Consider the following 14717-nt stretch of genomic DNA (forward strand, 5'->3'; position numbering starts at 1 on the left):
CCAGCCTCGCGGGACGCTCTACCCTAACCGCGTACGGATAAACCGCGACGGAAGGGAGGCCCGCGTTGGAGGACGCGACCCAGGCGACGCAAGTCGCCGTTCAGCGGCTCACCGCCGACTCGGTCTTCTCGGCTCTCGGCAGCGCGCCCGGCGGCCTCACCCAGGCCGAGGCGCAGGCGCGCCAGGCCGCTCAGGGCAAGAACCTCATCACCACGGAGAAGAAGGGCTCGCCCGTGCTGGCCTTCCTCTCCAACTTCACGCACCTCATGGCCTGCCTGCTCTGGGCGGCCGGCATCATCGCCTTCGTGGCGGGGCTGCCCGAGCTCGGCGTGGCCGTCTGGCTCGTGAACGTCATCAACGGCTGCTTCAGCTTCTGGCAGGAGTACCGCGCCGGCAAGGCGACCGACGCCCTCAAGAAGATGCTGCCGTCCTACGCGAGCGTCATCCGCGACGGCCAGGAGCAGCGGATCTTGGCCGAGGACCTCGTCCCCGGCGACGTCATGGTGCTCGCCGAGGGCGACAAGATCTCCGCCGACGCGCGCGTGGTGCGCGCCTCCGACCTGCAGGTCAACCAGTCCACGCTCACCGGCGAGTCCAACCCCGTCCGCAAGACCGCCGACGCCGTGCTCGAGGAGGACCTCACGCAGGCCGAGACGCCCAACCTCGTCTTTGCGGGAACCTCGGTCTCGGAGGGCAACGGCCGCGCCGTGGTCACGCGCATCGGCATGGACACGGAGTTCGGCAAGATCGCCCACCTCACGCAGAACATGGAGGAGTCCGAGAGCCCGCTGCAGCGCCAGCTCAACCGCACGACCAAGCAGATCACGATCTTTGCCGGCTGCATGGGCCTGCTCTTCTTCCTGCTCGACACCCTCTTCGTAGGCAGCGGCTTCGCGGCGGCGTTCATCTTCTCGCTCGGCATGGTGGTGGCCTTCATCCCCGAGGGCCTGCTGCCCACGGTGACGCTGTCGCTGGCCATGGCCGTGCAGCGCATGAGCAAGCGCAACGCCCTGGTCAAGAAGCTCAACTCCGTGGAGACCCTCGGCTCGACCTCGGTCATCTGCACGGACAAGACGGGCACCCTCACGCAGAACGAGATGACCGTCAACCACCTCTGGACCGTCAGCCACGAGTACGACCTCACCGGCGTGGGCTACTCGCCCGAGGGGTCGGTTCGCCTCGGCGAGAAGGACGTCGAGGCCGCGGATGACGACGACCTGCGCATGCTCGTCATAGGCGGGGCGCTGTGCTCCAACGCCCGCCTCGTCGAGCCCGAGGAGCCGGGCGGGCGCTACACCGTGCTCGGCGACCCCACCGAGGCCTGCCTGCTCGTCTCCGCCCAGAAGGCCGGCGTCGACCCCGCGGCGCAGGAGGCCGCCTGGCCGCGCGTGCGCGAGCTACCCTTCGAGAGCCGCCGCAAGCGCATGACGACGATCCACCAGCTCCCCGAGAGCGTCGACGGCGCGCGTCGCGTGGCCTTCGTCAAGGGCGCCCCGGGCGAGGTCGTGGCCCTCTCGACGCGCGTGCGCGTGGACGGCGAGGTGGTGCCCATGACCGCGGGGCTGCGCGAGAAGATCATGTCCGCCAACGACGCCTACGCGGCCGACGGCCTGCGCGTGCTCGCCGTGGCCTACCGCCCCATCAGGCCCGACGACGACACGATCCCGCGCTCCATGAGCGACTACGACCCGGACAACGTCGAGCGCGACCTCACGTTCGTGGGGCTCCAGGTCATGCAGGACCCGCCGCGTCCCGAGGTGGCGGCGGCCGTGGCGGAGTGCCGCCGCGCCGGCATCCGCGTCATCATGATCACCGGGGACTACGGCCTCACCGCCGTTTCGATCGCGCGCAAGATCGGCATCGTGCAGGGCGCCCACCCCAGGGTCTTCTCGGGCGTGGAGCTCGAGCGCACGAGCGACGAGGAGCTCAAGGAGGCGCTCGCCGGCGAGGTGGTCTTCGCGCGCATGGCCCCCGAACAGAAGCTGCGCGTGGTCGAGAACCTCCAGCAGATGGGCGAGATCGTCGCCGTCACCGGCGACGGCGTGAACGACTCCCCCGCCCTCAAGAAGGCCGACATCGGCGTGGCGATGGGCATAACGGGCACCGACGTGGCCAAGGAGGCTGCCGACATGGTGCTCACCGACGACAACTTCGCCTCGATCGTCAACGCCATCGAGGAGGGGCGCGCGGTCTACGCCAACATCCGCAAGTTCATGCTCTACATCCTGAACTCCAACATGCCCGAGGCCGTGCCCTCCGCCGTCTACCTGTTCTCGGGCGGGGCCGTGCCGCTGCCGCTCACCACGATGCAGATCCTGACGATCGACCTGGGCACGGACATGCTTCCGGCGCTCGGCCTGGGCTGCGAGGCCCCCGAGGACGACGTCATGGACCGCCCGCCGCGCGACCCCTCCGAGCCGCTGCTCACCGGGCGCGTCATGCGCAAGGCCTTCCTCTGGTACGGCCTCATGGGCGCCGTCGTCTCCATGGCGGCGTACCTCTTCGCCCAGCTCGAGGGCGGCTGGCTGCCGGGGGCGGAGATGTTCGGCGTGGGCGCCGACCTCGACCCGGTCTACGTCCGCGCGACCACGATGTGCCTCGCCGCCATCGTCTTCGCCCAGATCGGGCAGGTGCTCAACTGCCGCACCGAGACCGCCTCGGTCTTCTCGCGCGGGCTCCTCTCGAACCGCCAGATCAACGTCGGCATCGTCTTCGAGGTTATCCTCATAGTGTTCATCACGATCTTCCCGCCGTTCCAGGCCGTCTTCCACACGAGCCCGCTCGGGGTCCTGGACTACGCCTTCCTCTGCTGCCTGCCGCCGCTCGTGCTCGCGGTCGAGGAGGCCCGCAAGGCCGTGTTTCGCCACGTCAGGAGGCGCCGCGCCGAGCGCGCGGGCGCCGAGGAGAGGTAGGTAGCCATGAACGTCATCGTAGTCGGGGCCGGCCACATGGGCCGCGGCCTGGCCGAGCGGCTCTGCCGCCAGGGCCACGACGTGACCGTCATCGACCGCAACCCCGAGAAGCTCGAGGGGCTCGACGAGTCCTTCACCGGCAGGCGCGTGCAGGGCGTGGGGTTTGACCGCGACCTTCTCGCCCGCGCCGGGATAGCCCGGGCGAGCGCGCTCGTCGCCTGCACCTCGACCGACGAGGCCAACATCGTGATCGCGCGCGTCGCCCGCGGCACCTACCGCGTGCCCCGCGTCATCGCGCGCCTCTACGACATCTCGAAGGCCGAGGCCTACCGCCGCCTGGGCATCCAGACCATCTCCACCACCGACTGGGGCATCCGCCACGCCTGCGAGCTGCTCACCTACCAGGAGCTGGACACCGTCCTCGAGGTGGGCTCCGGCGACGTCCAGCTCGTGCGCACCGACGTGCCCGCGCCGCTCGAGGGGCGCCCCGTCCGCGAGGTGAGCGCCCTCGGCGAGGTGCAGGTCATGGCGATCTCGCGCAACAACGAGACCTTCATCCCCACCCTGGGCACGCTCCTGGAGCACGGCGACGTGGTCTACGCCGCGGTCGCCTCGAGCGCCTCGGGGAAGTTCGCGTACATGCTCGGCCAGAGCGAGTAGGAGGCCACCATGGACATTCTCATCGTCGGCGGCGGGAAGACGGGCAGCTACCTCGCCACGCTGCTCGCGGAGGACGGCTACCGCCTCCGCATCATCGAGATCCGCAAGGACCTCGTCTGTGGCCTGCGCGCCCAGTTCGGCGAGAAGGACGTCATCCTCGGCAACGGCGCCGACCCCCTCACCCTCGAGCGCGCCGGGGTCTGGCACGCCGACGTCGTGGTGGCGGCCACGGGATCGGACGAGGTGAACCTCGTGGTCTCGACGCTCGCCAAGATGGAGTACAACGTGGGCCGCGTGGTCGCGCGCGTCAACGACCCCGTCAACGCCTGGATGTTCAACGAGGGCATGGGCGTCGACGTGGGCATCAACCAGGCCGACATCCTCGCGCGCTCCGTCCAGGAGGGCCTCGACCTCAAGGACGTGTTCACGATCTTGCGCCTCGGCAAGGACGACCACGCCGTCGTGCGCGTGGAGGTGCGCAGCGGCTCGCGCGTCGTGGGCGAGGCCCTGCGCGACGTCGAGCTGCCCGGGGAGACCATCCTCGTGGCCATCGACCGCGACGGCGACATCATCGTCCCCAAGGGCGACACGCGCTTTGCCGCCGGCGACAAGATCATCGCGTTCACGGACAGCGAGGGGCGCACGCGCCTGCACCGCGCCTTCGCCTAGGTCGTCCCCCGGCCCCCGGCCCTCGCGGGCCGGGGCGCGGCGACGCTAGACGAGCAGCTCCTCGAGCGCGAGCTTGGGCACGTGGTGGGTCCAGGCGCCGGTGAGCGCGTCGCGCTCGCGCCAGTAGGCGAGACCGTGGGAGGTGTCGGCAGGCTCCAGCACCACGGTCTCGTCCGCGGCGGGCCAGCCCAGGGCGAGAATGACGAGCGGCTCGAGCTCGTCGGCGCGCGCCTCCAGGCCGATCGCCTCCATGAGGTGCGCGTCGAAGCTCGCCACCATGCAGCAGCCGAGGCCCGCGGCGCGCGCCGCGAGAGCCAGCGTCTGGGCCGCGATGCCCGCGTCCTGGTTGCGGATGGCGCTCTTGCGCGCGCCCGCGGGCCCGAGCACGCTCACGTAGGCAGTGGGCCGCGCGCCCTCCTCGGGGCCGTCCCAGTCCGCCAGCAGGCCCGCCCAGCGGTGGTGCGAGAGGACCGCGGCCACCTCGCCCGGCTCCGTGCTCAGGTGAAAGCGCAGCGTCTGGGTGTTGTTGCCCGTGGGCGCCAGGCGCGCCACGCCCACGAGCGCCTCCAGCAGCTCGCGCGGCACCGGCCGCGCCTCGTCGAAGCGCCGGTACGTCCGCGACGCCGCCACCAGCTCCCGCAGTCGCGCAAACTCGATTGTGTCCATGCTCGCTCCCTTCACCGCTGCCGCCTACCGCGCCGCCCCCCAAAGCGGGGCGTCGATCAGCCCCAGGCGCACGCAGGCGTTCCAGATGCCGTCGTCGTCCACGTGGTCGGTCACGTAGGTCGCCGCGACGCGGGCCTCGGGGTTGCCGTTGCCCATGGCCACCGAGGTGCCCACCACGCCGAACATGTCCACGTCGTTGCCGCCGTCGCCAAAGGCCACGCACTCGCGCGGGTCCAGCCCCAACGCGTCCATCACCAGGCGCACGCCCACGTCCTTGCCGCCGGCGTCGGGGATGACGTCGACGAACAGGTCGCTCCAGCGCGTGATCTTGCAGTGGCTCGTCTCGTCCAGGATCACGTGCTCGCTGCCCGGGGCGAGAAACGCGTTGAGCTGGTAGACCTCGTGGTCAAGGGCCTGCGCGACGTCGGCGGTCTCGTAGTGGTTGTGCGCGAGCTCGGCCAGGGCGCGCACGCGCTCGTCGATCCTGTTCACGTACATGCGCTCGCGCTCCATGAACAGGCAGGTGTAGAGCCCGCCCTGGACCTGGCGAACCGTCGTGGCCACGTCGTCGGGGTCGAGCGGGTTGGAGTGGATCGTCTTCCCGCCCACCTCGACGAGCTGGCCGTTGAAGGTGACGAGGGCGCCAAAGCCCGTGAGGTCCACGAGGTCGAGCAGGTAGCTCGTGCGCCCCGTGGCAAGGATCGGCATGACGCCCGCCTCGGCGAGCCGCGCGATCGCCTCGCGCGTGGAGGCCGGCTCGGTGCCGAGCCTGTGGCTGAGCATCGTGCCGTCCACGTCGAAGAAGGCGGCCCGCACGCGCGCGGGCGTCTTCCAGGGGCCGTCCGTCACCAGGTTCTTCTCGCTCAAAGCTCCTCCTCAGGCGAAGCAAAGGGACAGTCCCTTTGCGTCATTTGACGATTGACGATACGAAGGGGCCGCCCCCTCGCGTCACATGCCCGCCGCGGCGATCGCGGCCACGGCCTCGCGCAGCCGCTCTGGCGGCATGACGAGCGCCATGCGCACGAAGCCCTCGCCCGAGGGGCCGAAGCTCGCGCCCGGCGTCACGATCACGCCCGAGCGCTCCATGAGCTCGAGCGCAAAGGCCACCGAGTCGGTGCGCCCGCCCGGGATGCGCGCCCAGACGAACATCGAGCCGTGGGCGTTGGGGCGCTCCCAGCCCGCCTCCACGAGCGCGTCGCACAGGGCGTCGCGGCGCTCCTGGTAGAGCAGGCGCTGGCGCTCCACCGCCTCGCGCGGGCCGGTGAGCGCGGCCACCGCGGCGGCCTGCTCGGGGTAGAACATGCCGAAGTCGATCTGCGAGCGCAGCTTCCGCGCCGCCGCCACCACGTCCGGGCGGCCCACCAGAAAGGAGAGGCGCGCGCCCGTGACGTTGAAGGACTTGGAGAGCGAGAGGAACTCCACGCCCACCTCGAGCGCGCCCGGGTAGGCCAGGAAGCTGCCGCCCCTCTCGCCGTCGAAGACGATGTCGGAGTAGGCGTTGTCGTGGATAACGACGAGGTCGTGCTCGCGCGCGAAGGCGATGACCTCCTCGTAGACCTCCGGCGTGCCCACCGAGCCCACGGGGTTGGCCGGCAGCGAGACGATGAGGTAGCGCGCCGCGTCCGCCACGTCGGCCGGGACGTCGGCCAGGTGCGGCAGGAAGCCGTGCTCGGCCGTGAGCCGGTAGTAGGCCGGGCGCGCGCCGGCGAGCAGCGTGGCGTTCTGAAACACGGGGTAGCACGGGTCGGGCACCAGGGCTACGTCGCCGGGGTCACTCAGAGCGGCGCACACGTGCACGAGGCCCTCCTGCGTGCCGCGGCAGCTCATCACCATGTCCGGCGTGATGCCGCCCACCCCGTAGCGGTCCTCGTAGTAGGAGCACACGGCGGCGAGAAGCTCGTCGGTGTCGTGCAGGGAGTAGCGCCAGTTGGCCGGGTCGGCCGCGCTCTGGCGCAGGGCCTCGACCACGTGCGCGGGGGGCTCGAAGTCCGGCGTGCCCACCGAGAGGTCGAAGACGCGCCGGCCGGCCGCCTCGAGCTCGCGGCGGCGCGCCCCCAGCGCCGCGAACACCTCGTCGCCAAACAGGTCAAGACGCTGAGAGAACTCCATGGTCGCCCCTTCTCGCCGCATCGTTTCCCCGACAACTCTATCCCAACGCGCGGCGCGAGGGGCGCGGCGGCCCTCGCCGCCACCCGCGCGCCCGCCCGCGCCGCTCGCGGAAGCGCCCATGGACCCCCCACAAGAATTTGGGGAAATGCTTTTTGGAGACGCATTTTCCCTACCTGCGCGGACATGGGTTATCTACAGCACATCATCCGATTGTTTACAATATCTAGTGTTTTTCTCGGCCCTAGACCACTACTAGTTGTGCCATAGTAGTTCCCACGCACAAGCTAACGAGCGGGCGCGCCCACAGCGGCGCGCCCTTTCAGCGAAAGGGCAGGCCATGAAGATCATCAAGCGCAACGGCTCCGAGGTAACCTTCGACATCTCCAAGATCGAGAACGCCATCCGGGCCGCCAACGCCGAGGTGCCCGCCTCCGAGCGCCTCACCGAGCGCGAGGTCAAGTTCGCCTCCCTGAACGTCACCGACGAGTGCATGGAGGCCGGCCACACCGTCACCGTCGAGGAGGTCCAGGACCTCGTCGAGGACCAGCTCATGGCGCTCGACCACTTCGAGGTGGCCCGCAAGTACATCATCTACCGCTACGTGCAGAACCAGAAGCGCCACAAGAACACGACCGACGACAAGATCCTCGCGCTCATCGAGTGCAACAACGAGGAGGTCAAGCAGGAGAACTCCAACAAGAACCCCACGGTCGTCTCCGTCCAGCGCGACTACATGGCCGGCGAGGTCTCCAAGGACCTCACCATGCGCGAGCTGCTCCCCGCCGACATCGTGGAGGCCCACAACGAGGGCATCATCCACTTCCACGACTCGGACTACTTCGCGCAGCACATGCACAACTGCGACCTCATCAACCTCGAGGACATGCTGCAGAACGGCACGGTGATCTCCGGCACGCTCATCGAGCGCCCGCACAGCTTCTCCACCGCCTGCAACATCGCCACGCAGATCATCGCCCAGGTGGCCTCCTGCCAGTACGGCGGCCAGTCCATCTCCCTCACGCACCTCGCGCCCTTCGTGGACGTCTCCCGCAAGAAGATCCGCCGCCAGGTCGAGGCCGAGATGGAGGCCATCGACGCGCACCCCGGCCAGGACAAGATCGACCAGATCGTCGAGAGGCGCCTGCGCGAGGAGGTCGCCCGCGGCGTGCAGACCATCCAGTACCAGGTCGTCACGCTCATGACCACCAACGGCCAGGCCCCGTTCATCACCGTCTTCATGTACCTCAACGAGGCCAAGAACGAGCAGGAGAAGGCCGACCTGGCCCTGTGCATCGAGGAGATGCTCAAGCAGCGCTACCAGGGCGTCAAGAACGAGGAGGGCGTCTGGATCACCCCCGCCTTCCCGAAGCTCATCTACGTGCTCGAGGAGGACAACGTCGAGGAGGGCTCCCCCTACTTCTACCTCACCAAGCTCGCGGCCAAGTGCACCGCCAAGCGCATGGTGCCCGACTACATCTCCGAGAAGAAGATGCGCGAGTACAAGCTCTCCAAGGGCGAGACCGAGGGCAACGGCGACTGCTACACCTGCATGGGCTGCCGCTCCTTCCTCACCCCCGACCGCTCCGGCAACGGCTTTGACAACGTGGCCAAGGCCCTGAACTACGAGCCCGGCAAGCCCAAGTACTACGGCCGCTTCAACCAGGGCGTCGTGACGATCAACCTCGTGGACGTGGCGCTCTCCGCCCACCGCGACATGGACGAGTTCTGGAAGATCTTCGACGAGCGCCTGGAGCTCTGCCACCGCGCCCTGCGCTGCCGCCACGAGCGCCTGCTCGGGACCACCTCCGACGCCGCGCCGATCCTCTGGCAGTACGGCGCCCTCGCGCGCCTCGACAAGGGCGAGAAGATCGACAAGCTCCTCTACGGGGGCTACTCCACCATCTCCCTGGGCTACGCGGGCCTCTACGAGTGCGTCAAGGCCATGACGGGCCACAGCCACACCGACGCCGAGGCAACGCCCTTCGCCCTGGCCGTCATGCAGCGCATGAACGACAAGTGCGCGGAGTGGAAGGCCGCCGAGAACATCGACTACTCGCTCTACGGCACGCCGCTCGAGTCCACCACCTACAAGTTCGCCAAGTGCCTGCAGCGCCGCTTTGGCATCATCCCCGGCATCACGGACAAGGGCTACATCACCAACAGCTACCACGTCCACGTGACCGAGGAGATCGACGCCTTCACCAAGCTGCGCTTTGAGTCCGAGTTTCAGCGCCTCTCCCCCGGCGGGGCCATCTCCTACGTCGAGGTGCCCAACATGCAGGACAACCTCGAGGCCGTCATCTCCGTCATGCGCTACATCTACGACCACATCATGTACGCCGAGCTCAACACCAAGAGCGACTACTGCCAGGTCTGCGGCTACGACGGCGAGATCCAGATCGTGGAGGACGACGGCAAGCTCGTCTGGGAGTGCCCGCACTGCCACAACCGCGACCAGTCCAAGATGAACGTGGCGAGAAGGACCTGCGGCTACATCGGCACCCAGTTCTGGAACCAGGGCCGCACCGAGGAGATCCGCGACCGCGTGCTGCACCTGTAGGATTCGGGGCGGGACCGGGGGTAAGGCCCCGTGCTCAAACAGCTTGCTGCGCAAGAACTGCGCGCGGGACCTTACCCCCGGTCCCGCGCGCACTGCTATCGGGGCAGCACGCGGGCGCGCCTCAGCGCACCCCTCACGGTTCTTCTCGGTGGACTTGATTGGACTGATATAATGGACTGAATATGGTATCTGATTTGGTGCTTGATTGGGGAATCGATGACGCCCATATACTCTTCGGCGGCACTTAAGACGCGGCAGCGCGAGGTCAAGGACGCGGCGCGCGAGAACGTGGTGCACATCACCGAGAACGGCAACGCCGCCTTTGTCCTCATGAGCGAGGAGCTCTTCGAGCGCAAGCTCAGGGAGGCGGCCGAGGAGGCGGCCTACGAGGAGCGCATGCGCGCCTGCCTGCTCAACGGCGAGGACGACTTTGCGCACGGTCGCTACGTCGAGGGCGTTGACGCGTTTGACCGCGCGCTGGCAGAAAGGCTGGCCGCTCGTGGCTAGGCTCCTCTTCTCCAATCAGTTCCTGGACGACGCCGCAACGATCTGGTCCCCTCGCGTCAACGAGCACCTCCATGGCGTGCTGCGCATGATTGAGCGGTTCCCCGAGAGCGGGTCGGCCTGCCGGCGCGCCTCCATCACAGACCAGTTTGGACCGGGCGTTCGCACGTGCGCGATCAGCCCGTTCGACCTCGTCTACCGATACGACCGGGAGAGTGATACGGTCTATCTCTACGGCCTCGTCAACCAGAAAAGGGCAAGATGAACCTGGCAGAGGGACCGTCCCCTTGCCAACGGGAGCGAATATGAACTACGCGAACATCAAGTACTGCGACATCGCCAACGGGGTGGGCGTGCGGACCACGCTGTTTGTCTCTGGGTGCCGGCTGGGGTGCCCGGGCTGCTTCAACGAGGAGGCCTGGAGCTTCGAGGCCGGCGAGCCCTTCACGGACGCCGTCGCCGAGAAGGTCATGGACTCGCTCGACACGCCCTACGTCGACGGGCTCACCATCCTCGGCGGCGAGCCGATGGAGCCGGAGAACCAGGCCGGGCTCGTCGGCTTCCTGGAGGCGGTGCGCGAGCGCTTCGGCCAGACCAAGAGCATCTGGCTCTTCTCGGGACACACGTGGGATCAGCTGCGACCCGGCGGAGCGTGGAACCTCGGCGACGTCACGGACCGCATCCTCGACACGCTCGACGTGCTCGTGGACGGCCCCTTCGTCCAGGCCAGGCACGACATCACGCTGCGCTTCCGCGGCTCGTCCAACCAGCGGCTCATCGACGTGCCCGCCACGCTCGAGGCTCCCGGGGACGAGGTCGTCTGGTGGCGCGACGACCCGGTCTTCTCCACGCACACGATGGACTAGCCACACCGCCCACAGGTGGCCGCCCGCAGGCTCGATCCCTCCGCCTGCGGATACGTTCTCAAACTTTCATAGAACCGCCATCCGCCGAGCGCGCCACGAAGATTCGTGGAAGACAACGGTAAGACAGCCGTTCTCGCGAGCTGATAGCCTCCTTCGCACGTCGACTAGCGAAGGAGGAAGACATGGGCATGCACTGGAACGCGGGCGGGGACGTGGTGACGGCGGCGGTCGTCCCTTACTCCCACATGGACGAGGAGGACTCCGGCCTCTTCTACGACACGATGAACGCGCTGCTCGTCTACGCCAACCGACGCCTGCGCGTGGTCCGCGAGGACGAGCTCAGGGAGCGGCCCGGGGCGCCGCACATGCTCTACGAGCACGGGGGGCAGGTCGCGGAGGCCCTCTGGCGCCACCGCTCGCTCGTGGACGACTTCGTGCTCGAGAACCCCGCGGGCCTCGACGAGGAGCACCTCGCGTGCGCGCGGCCCTGGCGCCACGCGCTGCGCGACACCTTCACCTGCGTGGGCGCGAACGCGGACGCCGCCGCCTACATGAACCGCGACGCCGTCTTCGTCGTGGGGGCCATGCAGGACGACGCCGACGCGCACGTGCACGCCATACCCTCGCTCATGCTCCTCACCCTGCTTCCGTTCAAGGGGGGCATCGTGACCGACGGCAAGACGCTGCACATCTCGCAGAGCCCGGCCTCCTGGGCGGTGCCCCTCATGGCGCAGCGTGCGCGCGAGCTCGCCGGGAGCCGCCTCGTGTCCACGGCAGGCCAGCTGCTCGACTACGTCCGCCGCACGGAGGACGGGGGCAGCCGCGTGAACCGCCGCATCCAGAGGGCGGTCGACCGGGGCTTCGCGGACGGCACGCTGCTGTAGGGCGCGCGACGCTAGCTGTTGTGTGCCAATAGGTTGTTTACGCCGACGATGCGCGACATGGGCGGCAGGCCCCCGCACGCGCTGTGCGGACGGCTCCAATTGTAGTGCTCGAGGTAGGCCGGGAGGGCGTCCGCCCTCTCGGCCTCGCCGTCCCACGCCCGCCCGTACTGCCACTCCTGCGCGAGCGTCCGGTTCATGCGCTCGACCTTGCCGTTCTGCCACGGGCTGTACGGCCTGGTGTATATGTGGCGTACGCCCTCGGCGGCGAGCAGGGCGTTGAGCTCGCGGCTGCGGTACCCCGGCCCGTTGTCCGTCATGACCCGCTCGACCGCGACCCCGAGGCCGGCGAAGAAGGCAAGGCACCGTGCCATGAACGCCGAGCAGGTGCCCCTGCGCTCGTCGGGGAGGAGCTCGGCGTAGGCCACACGGGAGAAGTCGTCGACCGCGACGTGCAGGCAGGCCGCGCGCCGCCCGCCGGAGCCCCTGCCGTGGTCGAGCTCCGAGGCGCCGCGCGCCCTCCACCCGCCGCCGTCGGGGATGCGGGCGACCTTCTTCACGTCCACGTGGAGGAGCTCGCCGGGCCTCTCGCGCTCGTAGCGCACGGGCGTGACGGGCCCGCGGCGACGGGCCTCGCCCGTGACGCGGTCGACGTCGGCGAGCCTCGGAAGCCCCCTCCTCGCGACGATCCGCGCGCACGTCCTCGCCGGCACGCCCGTCACGGCGGCGAGCGCGAGCGGGGGGAGGAGCATGGACGAGCGCGCCTCGCAGACCGCCTCCTCGACCTCGGGAGGGGTGGACCTGGCGAGCCTGCGCGGCCTGCTCGGCCGGTCGGACAGCGGCTCGCCGCGCCGCGCGCGGGAGAGCCACTTGCTCGCGGTCTGCCTGCTCACGCCCATCTGGCGGGCGACGGCGGACACGCGCTCGCCCCCGGCGACCCGGGAGGCGAGCAGCTCCCGCCCCCTGGGCGTGAGCCTTGCGTTAGGATGCTGTGACATGGGAGGGCTCCCCTCGGCTGCAGATCTAGGCAATCCACAGCATGCGGGAGCCCTCCCTGTTTGTCACCCTCGGGGCGTAAACAACGTCTTGGCACTGAACAGCTAGCGCAGGCGCCTCTCCGCCGAGAAGAGCGCGGCCACGCGCTCCCCCGCCTCGTCCGGCGTGACGAACCGCTCGCCCACCGAGGCCGGGGAGCCGTAGCGCCCGTGGTAGTCCGACCCGCCGGTCACGAACAGGCCGAACTCCCCGGCCACCTCAAGGGCGCGCGGAATCTGACCGAACGAGGACGAAGCCCTTACGTCCCTTACACGACGCCGGCGGGAGGCCGAGGGCGGGAGGGCCTAGTCCTCGATGTGGCGGATGCTCGAGATTGCCCAGGTCAGGGCCGCGAGCGCAATCATCGCTGCGCCGGCGCCCACGAACCACGCCGGGGCGCCCACGGCATCGGAGAAGAGCGCGGAGACGGCGAGGCCCGCCACACGAGGGCGAGCGCGGGACCCCACGGGCGCCGCCCCCGGGCGCGCCTCTCCCGTCGGACATGCCGGCCCCCTACGCGTTGAAGACGTGCTCGTCCAGGCGGCGGAAGGCCTCCTGGACGCGCGAGAGCGGCAGCGCGAGGTTCACGCGGACGTGGCACGGACCGTGGAAGGCGCGGCCGTCCTGCCAGTAGACGCCCACGCGGTGACCGGCGCGCTGCAGCTCGTCGATGCCCACGCCGTGCTTCTCGCACCACTCTGAGCAGTCGAGGAAGAGCATGTAGGTGCCCTGCGGGCGGTACACGCCCACGCCCGGCAGACGCTCGGCGATGAAGTCGCAGGCCCAGTCCACGTTTCCGGCGATCACCTGGTTGAGCTCGTCGGCCCACAGCTGGCCCTCCGGCCCGTACGCGCCGATCAGCGCGTGCTGAGAGAGGACGTTCATGTGGTTGTAGTGGGTCTTCTTGCCCTTGGTGTCCACGCGGTCGCGCAGGTAATCGCTGTAGATCACGTGGTAGCTGCCCACGAGGCCGGCGAGGTTGAAGGTCTTGCTCGGCGCGTAGAGCGCGATGGTGCGCTCGCGGGCGTCGGCCGAGACGGACTGCGTGGGGACGTGCGTCACGCCGGGGCGCACGATGTCGGACCAGATCTCGTCCGAGACGACCACGCAGTCGTGGGCGCGGCAGATCTCCATGGCGCGCTCGACCTCCCAACGCTCCCACACGCGGCCGCAGGGGTTGTGCGGCGAGCAGAAAATCACGGCGTGGATGCGCTCCTGCTCGATGCGGCGCTCCATGTCCTCGAAGTCCATGCGCCAGACGCCGTCCTCGTCGCGCACGAGCGGCGAGTGCACGATTCTGAAGCCGTTGTCCTCGAGCGCGTGCGTGAAGCCCACGTAGGTGGGGCTGTGCACGAGCACGGGGTCGCCGGGAGCCGCAAAGGACGTGAGCGCGGAGACCACGCCGCCGAGCACGCCGTTCTCGTAGCCGATGTGGCGCGGCTCGAGGTCGCCCACGCCCTTGCGGATGCGGTGCCAGTCGATGATGGCCTGGTAGTACGCGTCGGACGGCTCGAAGTAGCCGAAGGTCGGGTACTCGAGGCGCTCCTCGATGGCGCGCTTGATAGAGGGCGCCACGGGGAAGTTCATGTCTGCCACCCACATGGGGATGGCGTCAAAGCCCTCCTCCGGCGCCGGGTAGCCCGAGCCCGGCTTGCCGATGGCGTCCACGGCAAGCGCGTCGTGCCCGCGCCGGTCGAGGATGGTGGTGAAGTCATAGGTCATGGGAACTCCTTCGTTGATGTGCCTCCCGCTAGGATACCCGGTGCCGCAAAAGCCCGTCAGTCCGGACAAAGGACGGGGCGCCGCTGTGCAAGGGGGCGGGGCCGGTGCATCCACCGGCCCCGCCGCACACATC

Annotated in this window: 15 protein-coding genes; 8 read left to right on the forward strand and 7 right to left on the reverse strand. The window is 69.2% G+C overall.

The window, feature by feature from the left end; all coding sequences use genetic code 11:
- Window positions 1-65: 65 nt before the first annotated feature.
- The 3 genes from B5F23_RS02950 to B5F23_RS02960 are packed head-to-tail and all read left to right on the forward strand — an operon-like array spanning window position 66 to window position 4241.
- Complete coding sequence (locus B5F23_RS02950) at window positions 66-2912, forward strand: cation-translocating P-type ATPase (RefSeq protein ID WP_087351649.1); 2847 nt, start codon at window positions 66-68, stop codon at window positions 2910-2912.
- A 6-nt stretch (window positions 2913-2918) separates the two neighbouring features.
- Window positions 2919-3572, forward strand: coding sequence for a potassium channel family protein (locus B5F23_RS02955; protein ID WP_087351652.1), 654 nt, complete (start codon window positions 2919-2921; stop codon window positions 3570-3572).
- A 9-nt stretch (window positions 3573-3581) separates the two neighbouring features.
- Window positions 3582-4241, forward strand: coding sequence for a potassium channel family protein (locus B5F23_RS02960; protein WP_087351654.1), 660 nt, complete (start codon window positions 3582-3584; stop codon window positions 4239-4241).
- Window positions 4242-4286: 45 nt separating this feature from the next.
- Here B5F23_RS02960 and B5F23_RS02965 read toward each other — a convergent pair whose 3' ends face one another.
- From B5F23_RS02965 to B5F23_RS02975, 3 genes are all read right to left on the reverse strand, one after another.
- Window positions 4287-4907 carry a nitroreductase family protein gene (locus B5F23_RS02965; protein WP_087351656.1) on the reverse strand — a complete coding sequence of 207 codons (621 nt, stop codon included), beginning with the start codon at window positions 4905-4907 and terminating at the stop codon, window positions 4287-4289.
- Between the two features lie 24 nt (window positions 4908-4931).
- Entirely contained in the window at window positions 4932-5774 is an 843-nt protein-coding gene (locus tag B5F23_RS02970) for a Cof-type HAD-IIB family hydrolase (RefSeq protein WP_241145781.1), read from the reverse strand.
- An 81-nt stretch (window positions 5775-5855) separates the two neighbouring features.
- Entirely contained in the window at window positions 5856-7016 is a 1161-nt protein-coding gene (locus B5F23_RS02975) for a pyridoxal phosphate-dependent aminotransferase (protein ID WP_087351658.1), read from the reverse strand.
- A gap of 337 nt (window positions 7017-7353) precedes the next feature.
- Between B5F23_RS02975 and nrdD the strand changes: the two genes are divergently transcribed.
- The 5 genes from nrdD (at window position 7354) to B5F23_RS03000 (ending at window position 11830) form a co-directional block, all read left to right on the forward strand.
- Complete coding sequence (nrdD, locus tag B5F23_RS02980) at window positions 7354-9576, forward strand: anaerobic ribonucleoside-triphosphate reductase (protein ID WP_087351659.1); 2223 nt, start codon at window positions 7354-7356, stop codon at window positions 9574-9576.
- Window positions 9577-9792: 216 nt separating this feature from the next.
- Window positions 9793-10083: a hypothetical protein gene (locus tag B5F23_RS02985; protein WP_087351661.1), complete on the forward strand. Its 291-nt coding sequence runs from the start codon at window positions 9793-9795 to the stop codon at window positions 10081-10083.
- Window positions 10076-10345 (forward strand): type II toxin-antitoxin system RelE/ParE family toxin, encoded by a 270-nt coding sequence (locus B5F23_RS02990; RefSeq protein WP_087351662.1) that lies wholly within the window; start codon window positions 10076-10078, stop codon window positions 10343-10345. The genes B5F23_RS02985 and B5F23_RS02990 overlap by 8 nt, the downstream gene beginning before the upstream one ends.
- A 40-nt stretch (window positions 10346-10385) precedes the next feature.
- Window positions 10386-10946, forward strand: a complete 561-nt coding sequence (gene nrdG / locus B5F23_RS02995) for an anaerobic ribonucleoside-triphosphate reductase activating protein (protein ID WP_087351664.1) — start codon at window positions 10386-10388, stop codon at window positions 10944-10946.
- Window positions 10947-11128: 182 nt separating this feature from the next.
- Entirely contained in the window at window positions 11129-11830 is a 702-nt protein-coding gene (locus B5F23_RS03000) for a hypothetical protein (RefSeq protein ID WP_087351666.1), read from the forward strand.
- 11 nt (window positions 11831-11841) lie between these two features.
- Here the strand turns inward: B5F23_RS03000 and B5F23_RS03005 are convergent, their stop codons facing one another.
- The 4 genes from B5F23_RS03005 to B5F23_RS03010 all read right to left on the reverse strand — a co-directional run bounded on the left by B5F23_RS03005 (window position 11842) and on the right by B5F23_RS03010 (window position 14584).
- On the reverse strand, window positions 11842-12825 hold the full coding sequence (locus B5F23_RS03005) for an IS481 family transposase (protein WP_087351668.1): 984 nt from the start codon (window positions 12823-12825) through the stop codon (window positions 11842-11844).
- Between the two features lie 102 nt (window positions 12826-12927).
- Window positions 12928-13080 carry a hypothetical protein gene (locus B5F23_RS09670; RefSeq protein WP_158096102.1) on the reverse strand — a complete coding sequence of 51 codons (153 nt, stop codon included), beginning with the start codon at window positions 13078-13080 and terminating at the stop codon, window positions 12928-12930.
- Window positions 13081-13167: 87 nt separating this feature from the next.
- Window positions 13168-13329: a hypothetical protein gene (locus tag B5F23_RS09535; protein ID WP_206392212.1), complete on the reverse strand. Its 162-nt coding sequence runs from the start codon at window positions 13327-13329 to the stop codon at window positions 13168-13170.
- 46 nt (window positions 13330-13375) lie between these two features.
- The gene (locus B5F23_RS03010; protein WP_087351670.1) at window positions 13376-14584 is read right to left on the reverse strand and encodes a MalY/PatB family protein; all 1209 of its coding nucleotides are present in this window, start codon (window positions 14582-14584) and stop codon (window positions 13376-13378) included.
- Window positions 14585-14717 lie beyond the last annotated feature (133 nt).

Source organism: Olsenella sp. An188 (assembly GCF_002160255.1).
GTDB lineage: Bacteria > Actinomycetota > Coriobacteriia > Coriobacteriales > Atopobiaceae > Thermophilibacter > Thermophilibacter avistercoris.

Coding starts and splice junctions, on each gene's coding strand:
- B5F23_RS02985 (WP_087351661.1), top strand. CDS start 9,793: ATGACGCCCATATACTCTTCGGCGGCACTTAAGACGCGGCAGCGCGAG.
- B5F23_RS02965 (WP_087351656.1), bottom strand. CDS start 4,907: ATGGACACAATCGAGTTTGCGCGACTGCGGGAGCTGGTGGCGGCGTCG.
- B5F23_RS03010 (WP_087351670.1), bottom strand. CDS start 14,584: ATGACCTATGACTTCACCACCATCCTCGACCGGCGCGGGCACGACGCG.
- B5F23_RS02955 (WP_087351652.1), top strand. CDS start 2,919: ATGAACGTCATCGTAGTCGGGGCCGGCCACATGGGCCGCGGCCTGGCC.
- B5F23_RS02960 (WP_087351654.1), top strand. CDS start 3,582: ATGGACATTCTCATCGTCGGCGGCGGGAAGACGGGCAGCTACCTCGCC.
- nrdG (WP_087351664.1), top strand. CDS start 10,386: ATGAACTACGCGAACATCAAGTACTGCGACATCGCCAACGGGGTGGGC.
- B5F23_RS02975 (WP_087351658.1), bottom strand. CDS start 7,016: ATGGAGTTCTCTCAGCGTCTTGACCTGTTTGGCGACGAGGTGTTCGCG.
- nrdD (WP_087351659.1), top strand. CDS start 7,354: ATGAAGATCATCAAGCGCAACGGCTCCGAGGTAACCTTCGACATCTCC.
- B5F23_RS03000 (WP_087351666.1), top strand. CDS start 11,129: ATGGGCATGCACTGGAACGCGGGCGGGGACGTGGTGACGGCGGCGGTC.
- B5F23_RS03005 (WP_087351668.1), bottom strand. CDS start 12,825: ATGTCACAGCATCCTAACGCAAGGCTCACGCCCAGGGGGCGGGAGCTG.